A 16,803-nucleotide genomic window follows, 5' to 3' on the forward strand; every position below is an offset into this window, starting at 1 on the left:
TGATAAGACTCGGTCGGTGGATAAGGTTGAGATTTCAGAGCCAAAGGGTCCCTAACTCCCATGATACAAAGACTAATTTCGGTCTTCTTCGCGATGGCGCTGGTCGTCGCTTCGGCGCTGGTGCAGGATGGTGCCTCGGCGCAGGCGGCGGATGACATCGTCTTCATCCAGGTCGAGGCGCGCACCTCGTTGGCCAGCGCACAGGACAGCGTGCGCGATTACTCGGGCCGTCTGCCCGACGTGAACGGCTTTGCCCTTGGCGGCGGCTGGTACGGGATTGCGCTGGGCCCCTATACCCGTTCGCAGGCCGAGGCACGGCTGAACGAGCTGTTGCAGGCGCGGCGCATCCCGGCGGACAGCTACATCGAGGCGCGCGAGACCTTTGGCCAGCAGTTCTGGCCGGTCGGCGTGAACAACGACGGCGCCCCGGTGGTGCCGGTGCCGCAGGACACCGCCGATCCGGCGCCACAGCCCGCGCCACAGCCGGACCCGGTGGCCGATCCGGTGGCAGAGGCGCCCGTCGCCACACCCGAACCCGTGGCCCCCGAGATCCCCGAGGAAACCCTGCAGGAAGCCCGCGCCTCCGAACGTGCGCTGACGCGCGCGGAACGCGACGCGCTGCAGATCGCCCTGCAATGGGCCGGGTTCTACGAAGGGGCCATCGACGGGGCCTTTGGTCCCGGCACGCGCGGGTCCATGTCGCGCTGGCAGGAGGCCAACAATTTCGACCCGACCGGCGTGCTGAGCACGCGCCAGCGCGCGGTTCTCTTGGGACAGTACAACGCCGTTCTGGACGGCATGGGGATGGAACTGGTCCAGGATGCGCGCACCGGCATCGCGATGGAGCTGCCGCTGGGCGTGGTCGAGTTCGACCGCTACGAGTCGCCCTTCGCGATCTACAAGCCCAAGGGCGACCTCGGCGCGCGGGTGATCCTGGTCAGCCAGCCCGGCGACGCGGGCAACCTGGCGGGCCTGTATGAAATCATGCAGACGCTGGAGATCATTCCGGTCGAGGGCGAGCGCCGCCGCGACGCGCGCGGCTTTACCATCACCGGCCAGAATGACCGCATCGTGAGCCATTTCGAGGTCGGCCTGCAGAACGGCGAGATCAAGGGCTTTGGCCTGGTCTGGCCCGCGGGGGACGAGGAACGCCGCACCCGCGTCCTGAAGATCATGCAGGACAGCTATGCCCGCATCGACGGCGTGCTGGACCCGGCGCAGGTGACCGACGATGGCCAGGCCGTCGACCTGGTCTCTGGCCTGAAGGTGCGCACAGCCAAGGCCAGCGCCACCGGGTTCTTCATCGAGGCGCGCGGCACGGTCCTGACCTCTGCCGACCTGGTCGAAGGCTGCGAACGCGTGACGCTGAACGGCGTGCATGACGCGCGCGTCCTGGCCGTGGACGAAGCGTTGGGGATCGCGGTGCTGACCCCGGTCGAACAGCTGGCGCCGCGCCGCGTGGCGCAGTTCCGCTCGGGCGACTTGCGCCTGCAATCCGAAGTGGCGGTGGCCGGCTTTTCCTTTGGCGGCGTGCTTACCGCACCGACACTGACCTTCGGCACGCTGGAGGACCTGCGGGGCCTCGGCGGCGAGGACCGCGTCAAGCGGCTGGCGCTCTCGGCGCTGCCGGGGGACGTGGGCGGCCCTGTCTTCGACAGCGGTGGCACGGTGTTGGGGATGCTGCTGCCCAAGCAGGCGCCCGGTGGCCGTGTCCTGCCGGAACAGGTGAGCTTTGCCGCCAAGGGCGAGATGATCCTGGACTTCCTGCGCAACAACGGCATCCAGCCGGTGGCGCGCGGCGGGCTGACCCCGCTGGCACCCGAGGACCTGACCAACCTTGCCGCGGAAATGACCGTGCTGGTCAGCTGCTGGTAAGCCTGCCCTTGACGCAGCGCGAATGCCGCCCCGGTCGGTCGACCGGGGCGGTTTTCTTTGTGCCTTTGCCCATTGGGGCGGATGCAAGGCCGGCGGCCGCCGGAAACGGATCACAAGCGCCGGGGTGCCAATCCCGGCCCTGGGGGCGTGTTCCGCCCCGTTCTGCGCAGATCGTACGGACCCCGAGGGAGGGGCGCTGATCCGGTTTGCTGGTCGACCGGGAGCGGTTTTGCCCGATCCCGGTTAACGCTTGATTGGGTCACCGCGCGGTGCCTAGCCCCGCAGGCGGTGATGCAGAAGGATCGGCACCACGAGGTCCTCCTCGTCGGTCAGGTGCCGGGCCAGGAAGCCCCGCAGCGTTTCCGAGAGGTCACGAACCGGTCGGGCCTCTTCACCCATCTGGCGCGGCTCCAGCGAGGACAGTTGCACCACCCGGTTGGCAGAGCGCGTGAAGCGATCCAGCAAGTCATCCAGCGCGACATGGTCGCTTTCCAGCATCTCCAGCCCGGCGGCAAACCGCGGGTCGGCCTCTTCCAGCTCGGGAAAGAACCTGCGGTCCTCCCAGCTGTGGTGCCCGTGCAGGTTGCGCACCAGCAGGTTGCCGAAATGCGCCAGCCGCCCGGCATAGGCCTGATCGTCCAGTTCCTTGTCCAGGAAGGCCTCTGTATCCTCCTGCAGGATCTCGCCAAGCTGGCGAAACCCCTGGTGGGCGCGCATCCAGTTGCGCGTGCTGTCGGCAAGTCCCGGGTGCGCCTGCCAGCCATCGCGTGGCAGGACCCGGAGCAGGGTCTGCATTTCAGTGGGCAGACCGCTGCGGGTCTCGATGTCGTAAGTCATGCGCCCCAGATGGGGCGAGTGTTATGGTATAACAACTTGCACCCCTGCACAGGGCAGGGGCCCCGGACGCACAGGGTCCGGGGCAGATGTCAGAGCACGAAGTCGTCCGCCGTCAGTCCGGTGACATTGGCAACGCGGATCTCGGCGTCTGCCGTGCCGTCGCCATTCGAGTCGAGCTGCACGATGGTCGACCCGGTCGCTGTCTCGAACAGACGCAGTTCCGCGTTGCCGGAGGGGGCGAAGGCGCTGGTGCCCTTGAACTCGAAGACACCCGGGGACAGGCCCGCGACTGTGATCAGGTCGACGCCCTGTTCGAAGTCGAGGATCTGGTCGCGGTTGGCGCCCACGACGGTTTCCGCCGTGCTGCGGAAGACAAAGACATCCGCGCCCTGGCCGCCGGTCAGGAAGTCGCGGCCCAGGCCACCGGCCAGTTCATCCTCACCCGCGCGGCCGCGCAGGATGTCGTTGTCGTCGCCACCCTCGATGGTATCGTCGCCGTTGCCGCCGTCCATCGTGTCCTGACCCTCGCCGCCGTCCAGCAGGTCGCTGCCGTCCTGACCGACCAGAAGGTCATTGCCGCCCTCGCCGTAGATCGAGTCGTCCCCGGCGTTGCCATTCACCGTGTCATTGTCCGCGCCCGCGTCAACGTCGTCGTTTCCGGCACCGCCGAGGATGAAATCGTCGCCGCTATCGCCGTCCAGCAGGTCATCGCCGCCCCGGCCAACCAGGGTGTCGTTCCCCGATCCTCCGTCGAAAGCGTCCGTAAAGGCACCACCGGACAATTGGTCGTTGTCTCCTTCGCCAAAGACGGTGCCAGACACCTTTCCCCCGCCGCCTTCATAGACGTCGTCGTTGACCCCCAGAAAGATGTCGCCGTTCATGATGCCGTCGTTGACGACCGTGTTGACACCAGTTCCGTTATCGGAGGTAAAACTGCCTTCTTCCCCGGAAATCGTTCCACTGTTGCGCAGCAGCGTGGCGCCGGTGGTCCCGCTGAGAAAGTTCATGAAGGCACCAAAGCCTTCTTGCCCGGTGATCGTGCCGGTGTTCACAAATCTGATCGTGGAACTGCCGCCATCCAAAACGACGCCATCGGATTCCCCCATGATCGTGCCGGTATTGGATATGCTCATGTTGAGCGAGCCGTCGGTGGCTCGTACATCCAGCGCGTCCGAACCCGACATGATCGTGCCCGCGTTCTGAATCCGGACCGTACTGCTGGCGTTGACGCTGAATGTGTCGCCGTTGGCCGCAGACACGAAACCATCGGGTCCGATGAACGCATGCAGGCTGGTCCCGTAGTGATTGACGGCGTGGAAGGAGCTGGCGCTATGCGCAAGGACCGTGCCGTTCAGTGTCAGGAAATGTGAGCCGTCCGAGGTGATCGCGTCATCTGTCGTGACAACGAGTTCGGCATCCTTGGTGACGATTCCGAATTCCGACGCAGTCAGTGTACGGGCGACGGAGGAAAATCCGGTTAGGGTAAAACTGGCCATGAGAGGCTCCTGCAAGATTTACTGGGTTCAAATCGCGACGGATCTTTGCAGATCTACCGCGCGTACTTGGTTGGCTGTAGTTGGATGAACCGGCGGTCAGGGACCGCCGGTTCACTGCCGGCAAAGTACCCGGCAAACCGTGTGGGGACACCTTACGGAAATCCCGACTAGACGACGGCTTAGAGCACGAAGTCGTCCGCCGTCAGTCCGGTGACATTGGCAACGCGGATCTCGGCGTCTGCCGTGCCGTCGCCATTCGCGTCGAGTTGCACGATGGTCGACCCGGTCGCTGTCTCGAACAGACGCAGCTCGGGGTTGCCGGAGGGGGCAAAGGCGCTGGTGCCCTTGAACTCGAAGACCCCCGGGGACAGGCCCGCGATTGTGATCAGGTCGACGCCCTGTTCGAAGTCGAGGATCTGGTCGCGGTTGGCGCCCACGACCGTCTCTGCCGCGCTGCGGAAGACAAAGACATCCGCATCCTGGCCGCCGGTCAGGAAGTCGCGGCCCAGGCCGCCCGCCAGTTCATCCTCGCCCGCGCGCCCGCGCAGGATGTCGTTGTCGGCGCCCCCCTCGATGGTATCGTCGCCGTTGCCGCCGTCCATCGTGTCCTGACCCTCGCCGCCATCCAGCAGGTCGCTGCCGTCCTGACCGACCAGAAGGTCATTGCCGCCCTCGCCGTAGATCGAGTCGTCCCCGGCGTTGCCATTCACCGTGTCATTGTCCGCGCCTGCGTCAACGTCGTCGTTTCCGGCACCGCCGAGGATGAAATCGTCGCCGCTATCGCCGTCCAGCAGGTCATCGCCGCCCCGGCCGACGATGGTATCGGCCTCGCTACCGCCCCGAAAATCGTCGGAACTGTCGCTACCGGCCATGGTGTCATTGCCTGCGCCGGCAAGGACAGTGCCGTTGATCACGCCGCCGTTGTTGTCGAGGTAGTCGTTGCCGTCTTCCAGGGTCACGTCGCCAATGATCGTGCCGGCGTTGCGGACCACGTCATCGCCTCCGTTCAGGTCGATGGCATCGCCGCCGAAGGCGCGCGCTTCGATCAGGCCGGAGTTCAGGATAAGGACATCGGTATCGCGGGAGGTGCGAAGCCCTTCGGACCAGCCACTGATCGTGCCTGAGTTGGTGATCAGGAAATCGCCAGTGTTGCCGAAGGTGAAATTGAGGGCCCTGCTTGCCAGCCCCTCGATCACGCCTGAGTTGTTGAGAATATGGGTGAATGAATTCGTGGCGTCCGAGGTGAGGGACAAACCGCTGTTTTCGCCCGAGATGAGCCCGGCATTGCTGAGGTACATGTAGGATTCGCCAACATCTGCATCGACGGCTTCGCTATCGTTGCTGGTGATCCTGCCGGTATTGATCAGGTTGAAGCGGGCCGCACCATCGCTGTCCTGAAAGTTGATCGCATCGCTGTTGGTGGAATGGATGGTGCCGTGGTTGACGACATTCGCCGCTATGGTCACATTGATGTCGATGGTGCCGCTGGTGGGGTTCTCGGCGTCGATGACCCCATCGACCCCGTTGAGCATTTCAAAGACCGAGCCGTTTGCATCGACGCCTTGGTGACCGGCCCCCCAGGCATAGATAAAGCCGTGGTTGCTCAGCCAGTTTGTGCCGGTTGTGGCGGTGACGGCGGCGTCGCCGTCAACGTAGAGAGTTCCATCGCGGTCGAGAAAGCCGGATTCGCTGCCGTCGAGGGTGCGTGCGGTCGTCGAAAACGCGCCGAGTCCGAAATCTGCCATGTTTCATTTCTCCTGAAAATAGATCGAATGAGATCGAAAAAATCGCCGGAACAAGGAACCTGTTCCGGCGCGAACTTTTGCCGCGAACCAACCATCCGTCAATGGTTGTTTCACGCGGGGGTTGAATCGCGCCTAGAGCACGAAATCATCCGCCGTCAGGCCGGTCACACCCGCCACGCGGATCTCTGCATCCACCGCGCCGTCGCCGTTGGAGTCGAGCTGCACGATGGTCGATCCTGTGGCGGTCTCGAACAGGCGCAGCTCGGGGTTGCCGGAGGGGGCGAAGCCCGCTGTGCCGCGGAACTCGAAGACCCCCGGGGACAGGCCCGCGATCGTGATCAGGTCGACGCCCTGTTCGAAGTCGAGGATCTGGTCGCGGTTGGCACCGACGACGGTTTCCGCCGTGCTGCGGAAGACAAAGACATCCGCGCCCTGGCCGCCGGTCAGGAAGTCGCGGCCCAGACCGCCGGCCAGCTCATCCTCGCCATTGCGGCCGCGCAGGATGTCGTTGCCGCTGCCGCCTTCGAGGATGTCGTCGCCGTTGCCGCCGTCGATGGTGTCCTCGTTGTTGCCGCCGTCCAGCAAGTCGCTGCCATCCTGGCCCACCAGAAGGTCATTGCCGGTCCCACCCAGAACGGTATCGTCGCCGGCATTGGCGTTGATCGTATCGTTGTTGGAGCCGCCGTCGATCTCGTCGTTGCCCGCGCCGCCCAGAATGAAGTCATCGCCGATGTCGCCGTCGAGCAGGTCGTCTCCGCCGCGTCCGACCAGGGTGTCATCGCCCAGCCCTCCGTCGAACGAGTCGGTGAAGGCGCCACCGGACAACTGGTCATTGTCGTCACCACCGAACACGGTGCCCGAGACCTTGCCGCCGCCGCCTTCGTAGACATCGTCTCCGTCCTGAAGGAAAACGACGCCGTTCATGACACCGTCGTTGATGATGGTGTTTGAGCCGGTTCCGGAACTGGCGTTGTAGCTGCCGTCATCGCCGGTGATCGTGCCGGTGTTGCGCAGCAAGGAACTGCCGGTCGATCCGGATTGCCAGTTCATCCAGATCCCATAGCCTTCCTGACCGATCACCGTGCCGGTGTTCACGAACCGGGTAAAGCCCGAGCCTGCATCGAGATTGACGCCGTCGGATTCGCCCATGATCGTGCCGCTGTTCGACATCGTAAGGTTGATCGCGCCGTCGGTCTGCCGGACGTCCACCGCGTCCGAGCCGGACAGGATCGTGCCGGCGTTCTGGATGCGCACGGTGCTGGAGGCATTGATCGACAGGGTGTCGCCGTTCGCCGCAGAGATGAAGCCATTGGGGCCGATGAAGACATGCATGCTGGTGCCGTCGAAATCCAGCGCGTTGAACGAACTGGAGCTGTGCGCCAGAACGGTACCGTTCAACGTGAGGAAATGAGACCCGTCCGCCGAGATTGCGTCACCGCTGGTGACGACAAGCTCCGCGTCCTTGGTAACGATCCCGTATTCGGCAGCCGTCAGGCTGCGTGCGAGAGAGGAAAATCCCGCGAGAGTAAAGCTAGCCATTTCTATATCCTTGAAAAGGTGTTGTTAAATTTCAAATCGCACCGGAGGGTAAAATTCTGCCCGTCGGTTTGATCGCGATGATATTTTCAAAGGCGTGCGTCGAAAAAAGTGCACGCAAGTCACGATATCACGATGTTTCGTGACGGCAATTTCCGGAAATCCTGACTAGCCTGGCGCGCCGAAGCGCGAAATTCGCGGCTGCCCGCCCGGTCCCGACGGCAGTTCGATTGCCCGACTTCCTGTGCCGTAGCTGCCAAGGTCACGCGTCGCCATTTGCGATGGGGCGGCAAGGTGAAAGGCCCGTATTGTCCGAGGAACACTGGACAAAAAGAAAAGAGCGCCCCTTGGGCGGGACGCTCTTCCAGAGGTTGATCAGGCCGCCCGTGCGGGTGGCCTGACGGCAATGCCTCAGTTCTTGGACTTGTCGACCATCTTGCCGGCCGAGATCCAGGGCATCATGGCGCGCAGTTTCTCGCCGACTTCCTCGATCTGGTGAGCGTCGTTCATGCGGCGGGTGCCCTTGAAGAAAGGCTGGCCAACGGCGTTCTCGGTCATGAAATCGCGCACGAACTTGCCGGTCTGGATGTCGTGCAGGATGCCGCGCATGCGTTCCTTGGTCTCGGCGTAGGGCAGGACCCGCGGGCCGGAGACGTATTCACCGTATTCGGCAGTGTTCGAGATCGAGTAGTTCATGTTGGCGATGCCGCCTTCGTAGATCAGGTCCACGATCAGCTTCACCTCGTGCAGGCACTCGAAATAGGCCATCTCCGGCTCGTAGCCGGCCTCGACCAGGGTTTCGAAGCCCATGCGGATCAGTTCCACGAGGCCGCCGCAAAGCACCGCCTGTTCGCCGAAGAGGTCGGTTTCGCACTCTTCCTTGAAATCGGTTTCGATGATGCCCGAACGGCCGCCACCGATGGCCGAGCAGTAGGACAGGCCGATTTCCAGCGCCTTGCCCGAGGCATCGTTGTTGACGGCCACGAGGCAGGGCACGCCGCCACCCTTGACGTATTCGCCGCGCACGGTGTGGCCGGGGCCCTTGGGCGCCATCATGATGACGTCGACGCCGGGCTTGGGCTCGATCAGGCCGAAATGCACGTTCAGACCGTGGGCAAAGGCGATGGCGGAGCCTTCCTTCAGGTGGTCGTGGACGTATTTCTTGTAGGTCTCGGCCTGAAGCTCGTCGGGCATGGTGAACATGATCACATCACACCAGGCCGCGGCCTCGGAGATGCCCATGACCTGCAGGCCTTCGCCTTCGGCCTTGGCGCGCGAGGGCGAGCCTTCGCGGAGCGCCACGCAGACGTTCTTGGCGCCCGAGTCGCGCAGGTTCAGCGCATGGGCGTGGCCTTGGGAACCGTAGCCCAGGATGGCGACTTTCTTGTCCTTGATCAGGTTCACATCGCAATCGCGATCATAGTAAACGCGCATGTCGGCGCTCCTTCCTTGGTCTTGTTGTTCTGGCCTGCACTCTACGCCCGGCGGCGCGAGAGTGTTTGCGTTTTTCATGAGTATTTGCCAGAGAGAAGAAACTTCATTCGCCATCTTGCACGTTTGCGGTGAATTCATGCTTGACGATACGGACAGGCGCATCCTGCGCCACATGATGGCAGAGCCGGACATGGCCGGCGGGGCTCTGGCCGATCGGGCCGGGGTCACGGCCTCGACGCTGGCGCGGCGGCTGGAGCGGCTGCGGTCAAAGGGCGTGCTGCACGGGCTGCGCGGGGTGATCGACTGGCGCGCGCTGGGCTACGAGGTCGAGGTCAGCTTGCGGGTGACTCTGGACAAGACCCAGCCGCGCGCCTTCGACGAGTTCATCGCGGCGGCACGCGAGGTCCCGGAGGTGCTGGAGATCCAGACCTTCCTGGGGCAGGTGGACGTGCGGCTGTCGGTGATCGCGCGGGACATGGCGCATTACCAGCAGCTGTACCGCGAGCGGCTGCTGACCCTGCCGCATATCGCCGACATCGAGGCGCTGATGCATGTCGCGCGCGTCAAGGACCGCGAGGCGCTGCCGCTATGATCGCCCTGGATGAGACCGACCGCGCGCTGATCCGTGCGCTGGCGCAGGATGCGACCGCCTCGGCCGGGGCGTTGGGGCGGGACCTGGGCCTGTCGCAGCCCGCCTGTTGGCGTCGGATCAAGAGGTTGCGCGAGGCGGGTGTCTTTCGCGCCACCCGGCTGGACGTGGACACCGCGGCCCTGGGGTTTGGCGTGACCGTTTTCCTTGGGGTCAAGCTGGCCACCAAGGGGCGCGTCAGCCTCGAGGATTTCGAGCGCGCGGTCAGCGCCATCCCGGAGGTGCAGACGGTGGAACATGTTCTTGGCGCCTATGACTATCGCCTGCGCGTCGTGGCGCGCGACCTGCCGGATTTCGAGCGCGTGCTGCGCCGGCGGATCATGACGCTGCCGGGGGTCGGGAACCTGGATGCCAACGTGCTGCTCAGCGAGGAACGGCGGCCCGGGCCGCTGGGCTGAAGGCAATTCATTGGCTTTGGGGACAGGCGCCGCCAAAGTATTCCTTTGCATACAGTGACTTGGTCGGAATCCACATGGCAGCTATGCGGAAACGCGCATGGTGAAGGCAAGCCGATGTGGTCTATGCTGCGGCGCAGAATTTTCGGGGCCCGTGCGACGCGGACCCACCATGCAACCAGGACCAACATGGGGACCCTTATGAACAAGCTGCTGACCGCCGCCGCCTTTGCCCTGACCTCGACCGCTGCCCTTGCGGGGACCGTCACGCTCGACGCCCCGGCCGCCGGCGCGACCCTGCACGAGGCCGGCGTCAACATGAGCCTTTACTGGACCGAGGCAGAGGGCGGCTACGAGCTGGTCGCGACTTATGTCACCGATGACACAGCCGCGCCCGCGCGCCTGGTCATGCTGCTGCAGGACGGGGACAACGTCACCTTCGGCCTGCCGGATGCGCCGGACACGGCCTTCAAGTTCATCCGCACCGGCGATGTCGTGGTGGTTGCGGCCCATACGCCCAGCACGGCCCTGGTCAGCAACTGATCCAGCTGGGTTCGGTCCGACAGCATGGGAACGGCGGCGCGTGCCTCGCGCCGCCGTTTTTCATCTCCGCCACGATGGTTGGTCTTTTCGACGCGCGCCGGGCGGGATAGAGCTTGGCGCAAACATGGAGGACCCTATGGCTGCCTTGCTTGACACAGTCGATCCCGACGGGATGGAAGAATTCTCGGTCGTTTTCACCGACCGCTCGCTCAACCACATGTCCGCTGCCTTTCAGGAGGTGATGCGCGACATCTCGGCCATGCTGAAAGAGGTCTATGCCGCCGATGGCGTGGCGCTGGTGCCCGGTGGCGGCACCTACGGGATGGAGGCGGTCGCCCGCCAGTTCGGGCGCGGTGCTGACGTGCTGGTGGTGCGCAACGGCTGGTTCTCGTACCGCTGGTCGCAGATCTTCGAGGCCGGCGGTTTCGCCGGAGAAACCACGGTGATGAAGGCGCGGCGCACCGGCAATGCGCCGGATGCGCCCTTTGCCCCCGCACCGATCGAGGAGGTCGAGGCCAGGATCGCCGAGACGCGCCCCGATGTCGTCTTTGCCCCACACGTCGAAACCTCGGCCGGGGTGATCCTGCCGGACGATTACGTGACCCGGCTGGCCAAGGCCGCGCATGAGGTCGGCGCGCTGATGGTGCTGGATTGCATCGCGTCGGGCTGTGCCTGGATCGACATGCGCGCAACCGGGGTCGACGTGCTGATCTCTGCGCCGCAAAAGGGCTGGTCCTCGACCCCATGCGCCGGGCTGGTGATGATGTCGGACCGCGCGCTTGCGCGTCTGGACGAGACCACGTCGGACAGTTTCGCCGTGGACCTGAAGAAGTGGTACCAGATCATGCAGGCCTACGAGAACGGCGGCCATGCCTACCACGCCACCATGCCGACCGACGGGCTGCGGTCCTTCCGGGACACGATGGCCGAAACCCGCGCCTACGGCTTTGACAAGCTGAAGGCGGCGCAATGGGCGCTGGGCGACGCGGTGCGCGCGATGTTCGCCGAGAAGGGCGTGAAATCCGTCGCCGCCGATGGTTATGGCGCGCCGGGCGTGGTGGTCTGCTATACCGCCGATCCGGATATCAAGACGGGCAAGGCCTTTGCCGCGCATGGCATGCAGATCGCGGCAGGTGTGCCCCTGCAATGCGACGAGCCGCCGGAGTTCTCGACCTTTCGCATCGGTCTGTTCGGGCTGGACAAACTCTATGATGTCGAGGCCACGGTGGCGCGGTTGCGTAAGGTGGTGGACGAGGTCCTGTAAGAGGGGGCGCTGCCCCCGTCGCCCTTGGCGACTCCCCCGGAGGTATTTTCGGCCCAAAGAAACACCGGGCGCGCGCCCTTGCCCTTATCCGCGCGCGCCCAGGCCCATCTGCATGAGCGATGTTCGCACCGGTTTGAGGCCATAAAGGGCGTCCAGCCCCTTGGCCCGGATGTCACGCAGCGGTTGCGCCGAGAGTTGCGAGATTCGGTTCAGCGCGGTGATCCCGGCAACGCGGGCGCGGATATCCGTGATGCGGCTGCGGTGATAGGCGTCCAGCATCTGTGCATCCCCCAGCCCCTCGGGACGGCTCATTGCCAGGTCGCGCAGGGCGGCGAGATCCTTGAGGCTCATGTTCAGGCCCTGCGCGCCGATCGGGGGCACCACATGCGCCGCCTCGGCCACCAGTGCCAGGCGCTGCGAGGAGAGCCGCTCTGCCTCTTGCGCGATGATCGGCCAGATCGTGCGGCGCGAGGCCAGTTCCAGCGGACCGAAGAGAAAGCACGAGCGTTCCGACATTTCCGCCTGAAAGGTCGCGGCGTCCAGGTCGAAGAGGTGTTGCGCCTTGGGGCCGTCCTCCATCCAGACCACCGCCGAACAGGGGCGGCCATCGAGGTCGGGCAGGGGAACAAGGGTGAAGGGGCCGCCGGTGCGGTGGATTTCCGTCGAGACATTGCAATGCGGAATCGGATGCGTGACGGCGAAGGCCAGTGCCTTTTGTCCGAACCGCGTGGTCTTGACGTCGATGCCTGCCGCCTGCCGCATGGGGGATGCGCGTCCGTCCGCGGCGACCACCATCCGGCAGCGCACCTTGCTGCCGTCGGAAAGCGTCACGCGGGCCTCGCCCTCGCGGGTGAACAGCGCCGTCGTGCCGGTGCCGGGACGGAAATCGACATTGGCCAGTTCGCCCAGGCGTGCCGCCATTTCCCGGCGGAGCAGCCAGTTGGGCAGGTTCCAGCCAAAGGGCTTGTCCGAGAGGTCGGCGGCGTCGAAATCGCGGGTGACGCGCGGTTCGGCCACTGGGCCGCCGGCATCGACGATGCGCATGACCTGCAGTGGCATGGCGTGGTCCGCCAGCCGGGACCAGAGGCCGATTTCCTCGAGGAACGACTGCGCCGGTTGCAAGAATGCCGTCGTGCGCAGGTCCGCACCGTCGGCCTCGCGTTCTGTCACCGGCGGTGTCGGGTCGACGCAGAGGGTCGAGAAGCCGGCGGAGGCAAAGCCCGCCGCCGCGGTCAGACCCGCGATGCCGCCGCCCGAAATGACGATATCGTAATCCATCTTCACGTCTCCTTGGCCAAGACCCTGGGGCCGGTGCGGGGATATGTGTATCGGGACCGGTGTCGCGCGGGACGCGGTTTGCGGTCGCGGGCGCGTCCTGGGGCTACTTGCCGACGGAGATGAGGATCAGCACCACATAGACCACCGGCACGAGGGCCAATGCCGTCATCGCAAGCCCCGGAAGGCCGAAAAGCGCGGTCATGGCGGCGCCTGCGCCGACCAGCAAAGCGGCGATCAGGTAGGCCATCTGCTCGGGCGAGATCGCCTTGCGGGGCATGTCCTGGATGGCGGCGGTTTCGGCACTCGACATATTCGCATCTCCTGATCTTTGCTGCCTTTTGAGATAACACTTCCGGGCCCGCCGAACAGATGCTTAATGTCGCATCCCGGATGAAGCACTGGGGGATCATTCCCGTGCGGATCGTGGCGGCGTGCTACTTCAACCCGCGCAGGAATGCAGTCAGGTCATCGGTGTGATGGTGGATATGATCGGCCGGCGCTGCCTCTGGCGCGACATGAACCGTGCGCATCCCCATCGCATGCGGAGCGGCAAGGTTGCGCGGGTCGTCCTCGAACATCGCCGCCTCTGCCGGATCCAGACCGTCACGGGCAAAGATGCGCTCGAATGCCTCGGGCCGGGGCTTGGGCGTGTAGCCCGCGTCTTCCACCCCGTAGATCGCGTCAAAGGCCGCGTCCAGCCCGCGGGCCTTCAGCACCTGTGCCGCGTAGGGCGCGCTGCCGTTGGTGTAGACGATGCGACGGCCGGGGAGGGTGGCGATCAGCTCTGCAAGATGCGGATCGGGCGTCAGCGAATCGAAAGAGATGTCGTGCACGTCCACCAGGTAATCCTCGGGATCGACCTCGTGATGGGTCATCAGCCCGGCCAGGGTGGTACCATAGCGCGCCCAGTAGTCGTGGCGCATCTGGGCGGCCTCGTCCCGGGCCGCGCCGGTCACGCGCATCACATAGCTGTTCATGCGCGCCTCGATCTGGTCGAAGAGGCGCACCGCAGGAGAGTAGAGCGTGTTGTCCAGGTCAAAGACCCAGGCCCGCACATGGGCAAATCTGTCCTTGGTCATGACGCATGCCTACCTTTTGGTCGGTCGCGCGGCAATCCGCACAGCTTGAACCTGCCGTGCCGCTGGCGCTATCGTTGCGCGGTGGACGCAGGGAGGGTTCTATGAGCGAGGTCAAGCCGGCACAGAAAGATGCCTACACGATGATACTCGAAGCCATCGATTCAGGTATCTACAAGCCGGGAGACCGCCTGGTCGAAAGCGAGCTGGCAGAGCGTTTCGGCGTGTCGCGCACGCCGATCCGCGAGGCGTTGCAACGGCTGGAAACCCAGTCGCTCCTGGCACGGGACGGGCGATCGCTGATCGTGGCCTCGCTGGATCACAACCAGATGGCCGAGCTGTATGCTGTGCGCTCCGAGCTGGAGGGGCTGGCCGCGCGACTGGCGGCGCGGCACGCGACCGAGGAAGAGGTCCGGGTGTTGCGTGACATGATCGAGGAGGACCGCGCGCTGCTGAACGACCCTGCGACGATGGCGCGGGCCAACCGGCGGTTCCACCGGATGATCCACCTTGCCTCGCACAACCGGTACCTGGTGCAGCAGCTGGACCTCATTTATCGGTCGATGGCGTTGATGGCGACGACCTCGCTGGCGGTGCAGGGGCGGGGCGAGATCGCGTTGGGCGAGCACCAGGCCATCGTCGACGCGATTTCCAAACGGGACGAGGATGCCGCCTACCGAGCGCTGCGCGATCATATCTCGACCGCTTTCATCACCCGGTTGAAGCAGGACAACGCCGAGCACATGACTGTGTGATCGTGGCTTCAGCCCTCGGGCGGCAGGTCCGCTCCGGGGCGGTCCGGGGCGGAGTGGCCGTGTTGCGTCTTTTCCCAGTAGAAGGGGTTGCGCAGCGTTTCCCAAAGCGCCTTGTAGATCGCCAGTGTTCCCAGCGGGAAATAGGCGAAGAGCGTCGGCACCCAGGCAAAGAGCGCCCGGTGCGGGCTGCGCGCCAGCGCGGCCAGGCCAATCACGATCGAAACCGCCTCGGCGCTGAGGAACAGCGTTGTCAGCCCTAGGATCAGGGGGCGCGACAGGTGGGGGTCCAGCGGGTGCGGCAGTCCCATCAGGATCAGCCAGAAGGACCACAGAACCGGGGCGAGGGTGAATTGAACCAGTGTCGTCAGGAAGAGCAGCTGTACCCCGGCAAAGCGTTTCGGGCCGAGATCGCGCCAGAGCCTGCGCGGGTTGCGGCTATGGACCCACCAGGTGATGCCGTATCCCTTGAGCCAGCGCGAGCGCTGCTTGATCCAGGGCCAGAAGCGGTTGTTGGCCTCTTCGCGTGTGACGCTGGAAATCAGTTCGGTCCGAAACCCGTGGCGCGCGAGGCGCACGCCGAGGTCGGCATCCTCTGTCACGTTGTGCGCGTCCCAGCCGCAGACCCTTTCCAGGACCTCGCGTCGGAAGAACACCGTTGTCCCGCCCAGTGGCACGACGAAGCCCAGCCGGGACAGGCCGGGCAGCAGGATGCGGAACCAGCTGGCGTATTCGATGGTGAAGCAGCGCGACAGCCAGTTTGCGCGCGGGTTGTAAAAATCGAGGATGCCTTGCAGGCAGCCGACCTCGGGCGGGGCGCGGTCGAAATGACCCACGACGCGGGTGATCTGGTCGGGGGCGGGGGCGTCTTCGGCATCGTAGATGCCGACGATCTGTCCCCGTGTGAACCGGTAGGCATAGTTCAGTGCGCGCGGCTTGGTTGTGATCTCGCCGGGAGGGACGGTGATCGTGCGCATCCAGGGCGGCAGGCGGGTGCGGGCCAGCGTCTCGCGCGTCAATTGATCCCCGGCCTCCAGCACCAGCACGACGTCCAGCAGGGCCTTGGGATAGGTCAGGCGCGACAGGCGCTTGACGAGGGTCTGGGCAATGTCCTCTTCTCGATAGAGCGGCACCAGGATCGAGACCAGCGGAGGATCGGCGGGCAAGGTGGCGTGCACCGGCGGAGCACGCCGGGGCAGGGCGGCGAGGGCCGCCAGCTTCATCAGTTGTGCCAGCACCAGCGATCCCAGGGCCAGACCCAGCGCGGCCCCGAACAAGAGCCGCGGGGCCAGCACCAGCAGCATCAGGCAGACGAGGCCCGCGCCAATCGCCAGCATCCGGGTGCGCGGGGTCATCCGGTTCAGGTCGCGACAGCTGTCCTCGTCGGGCACCCATGTCTCGGCGGCCGCTGCCAGCTGCGCGCCGGCCCGGGCCGAGATCTCGGCATGTATGTCTGACTCCAGCGCCAGCGCCATGACCACGGGGCCGATGTCGGGCGGTAAGCGCGGTTGCAGGTCGGAAAAATCATCCGGTCGTGACGTGGCCAGAAGCAGCGTGTCGCCCACCCGCATCCAGGGCATTATCCCGTGTTCGAGGCAGAAACCGGCTGGCAAAAGGTCGATCACCGCGGGATCGGGCGGGCTGTCGCGGCGACGCAGGACAAGGGCGCCGAAATGCTGCGCCTGCGCCTCCAGCACCTCTTCGCGTGAGGCGATGGCCTCGGCCACGACGACCTGCGGCACCGACTGGCCGATGCGGCTGGCCTCGGCCATTGCGCCCAGCATCTCGGTCGGTGCAACGCGGCCGTCCTCCATCAGAATGTGGCTGATGGGCTGGCCACGTCGGGCCTTTGCCTGGGCCAGCTTGGCCTCGGCCAGATGGAGGCGGTGTTCTGACATGCCTCGTCCCGGTAAACTCGGTTAC

General features: G+C 65.1%; 15 protein-coding genes. 6 read left to right on the top strand and 9 right to left on the bottom strand.

Going from position 1 to position 16,803, the window contains the following annotated elements; all coding sequences use genetic code 11:
- Window positions 1-60: 60 nt before the first annotated feature.
- Window positions 61-1,875 carry a trypsin-like peptidase domain-containing protein gene (locus ACQY5B_RS07630; protein WP_420325724.1) on the top strand — a complete coding sequence of 605 codons (1,815 nt, stop codon included), beginning with the start codon at window positions 61-63 and terminating at the stop codon, window positions 1,873-1,875.
- A 273-nt stretch (window positions 1,876-2,148) separates the two neighbouring features.
- On the opposite strand, the gene ACQY5B_RS07635 is transcribed toward ACQY5B_RS07630, so the two are convergent.
- The 5 genes from ACQY5B_RS07635 to ilvC form a co-directional block, all read right to left on the bottom strand.
- On the bottom strand, window positions 2,149-2,712 hold the full coding sequence (locus ACQY5B_RS07635; protein WP_305971827.1) for a hemerythrin domain-containing protein: 564 nt from the start codon (window positions 2,710-2,712) through the stop codon (window positions 2,149-2,151).
- Between the two features lie 89 nt (window positions 2,713-2,801).
- Window positions 2,802-4,208, bottom strand: a complete 1,407-nt coding sequence (locus ACQY5B_RS07640) for a calcium-binding protein (protein WP_420325723.1) — start codon at window positions 4,206-4,208, stop codon at window positions 2,802-2,804.
- Between the two features lie 179 nt (window positions 4,209-4,387).
- Entirely contained in the window at window positions 4,388-5,953 is a 1,566-nt protein-coding gene (locus ACQY5B_RS07645; protein ID WP_420325722.1) for a calcium-binding protein, read from the bottom strand.
- A gap of 132 nt (window positions 5,954-6,085) precedes the next feature.
- Window positions 6,086-7,492 carry a calcium-binding protein gene (locus ACQY5B_RS07650; RefSeq protein WP_420325721.1) on the bottom strand — a complete coding sequence of 469 codons (1,407 nt, stop codon included), beginning with the start codon at window positions 7,490-7,492 and terminating at the stop codon, window positions 6,086-6,088.
- A 408-nt stretch (window positions 7,493-7,900) separates the two neighbouring features.
- The gene (gene ilvC / locus ACQY5B_RS07655) at window positions 7,901-8,923 is read right to left on the bottom strand and encodes a ketol-acid reductoisomerase (RefSeq protein WP_305971831.1); all 1,023 of its coding nucleotides are present in this window, start codon (window positions 8,921-8,923) and stop codon (window positions 7,901-7,903) included.
- Between the two features lie 136 nt (window positions 8,924-9,059).
- Between ilvC and ACQY5B_RS07660 the strand changes: the two genes are divergently transcribed.
- From ACQY5B_RS07660 to ACQY5B_RS07675, 4 genes are all read left to right on the top strand, one after another.
- Window positions 9,060-9,515, top strand: a complete 456-nt coding sequence (locus ACQY5B_RS07660; RefSeq protein ID WP_305971832.1) for an Lrp/AsnC family transcriptional regulator — start codon at window positions 9,060-9,062, stop codon at window positions 9,513-9,515.
- Window positions 9,512-9,970, top strand: coding sequence for an Lrp/AsnC family transcriptional regulator (locus tag ACQY5B_RS07665; RefSeq protein WP_305971833.1), 459 nt, complete (start codon window positions 9,512-9,514; stop codon window positions 9,968-9,970). Before ACQY5B_RS07660 ends, ACQY5B_RS07665 begins: the two co-directional genes overlap by 4 nt.
- A 186-nt stretch (window positions 9,971-10,156) precedes the next feature.
- Window positions 10,157-10,510 carry a hypothetical protein gene (locus ACQY5B_RS07670; RefSeq protein ID WP_420325720.1) on the top strand — a complete coding sequence of 118 codons (354 nt, stop codon included), beginning with the start codon at window positions 10,157-10,159 and terminating at the stop codon, window positions 10,508-10,510.
- A gap of 136 nt (window positions 10,511-10,646) precedes the next feature.
- Entirely contained in the window at window positions 10,647-11,774 is a 1,128-nt protein-coding gene (locus ACQY5B_RS07675; RefSeq protein WP_420325719.1) for an aminotransferase class V-fold PLP-dependent enzyme, read from the top strand.
- Between the two features lie 84 nt (window positions 11,775-11,858).
- On the opposite strand, the gene ACQY5B_RS07680 is transcribed toward ACQY5B_RS07675, so the two are convergent.
- From ACQY5B_RS07680 to ACQY5B_RS07690, 3 genes are all read right to left on the bottom strand, one after another.
- A complete protein-coding gene (locus ACQY5B_RS07680; protein WP_420325718.1) occupies window positions 11,859-13,052 on the bottom strand; it encodes a UbiH/UbiF family hydroxylase in 1,194 nt (397 codons plus the stop codon).
- Window positions 13,053-13,155: 103 nt separating this feature from the next.
- Complete coding sequence (locus ACQY5B_RS07685) at window positions 13,156-13,362, bottom strand: hypothetical protein (RefSeq protein WP_305971837.1); 207 nt, start codon at window positions 13,360-13,362, stop codon at window positions 13,156-13,158.
- Window positions 13,363-13,486: 124 nt separating this feature from the next.
- Window positions 13,487-14,131 (bottom strand): pyrimidine 5'-nucleotidase, encoded by a 645-nt coding sequence (locus ACQY5B_RS07690; protein ID WP_420325717.1) that lies wholly within the window; start codon window positions 14,129-14,131, stop codon window positions 13,487-13,489.
- Between the two features lie 101 nt (window positions 14,132-14,232).
- Here ACQY5B_RS07690 and ACQY5B_RS07695 point away from each other — a divergent pair, with 101 nt between their 5' ends.
- On the top strand, window positions 14,233-14,883 hold the full coding sequence (locus ACQY5B_RS07695) for a GntR family transcriptional regulator (protein ID WP_305971839.1): 651 nt from the start codon (window positions 14,233-14,235) through the stop codon (window positions 14,881-14,883).
- A gap of 8 nt (window positions 14,884-14,891) precedes the next feature.
- Here the strand turns inward: ACQY5B_RS07695 and ACQY5B_RS07700 are convergent, their stop codons facing one another.
- Entirely contained in the window at window positions 14,892-16,778 is a 1,887-nt protein-coding gene (locus tag ACQY5B_RS07700; protein WP_420325716.1) for a glycosyltransferase family 2 protein, read from the bottom strand.
- Window positions 16,779-16,803 lie beyond the last annotated feature (25 nt).

The sequence above is a fragment of the Antarctobacter sp. genome (assembly GCF_965277915.1).
Lineage (GTDB): Bacteria > Pseudomonadota > Alphaproteobacteria > Rhodobacterales > Rhodobacteraceae > Antarctobacter.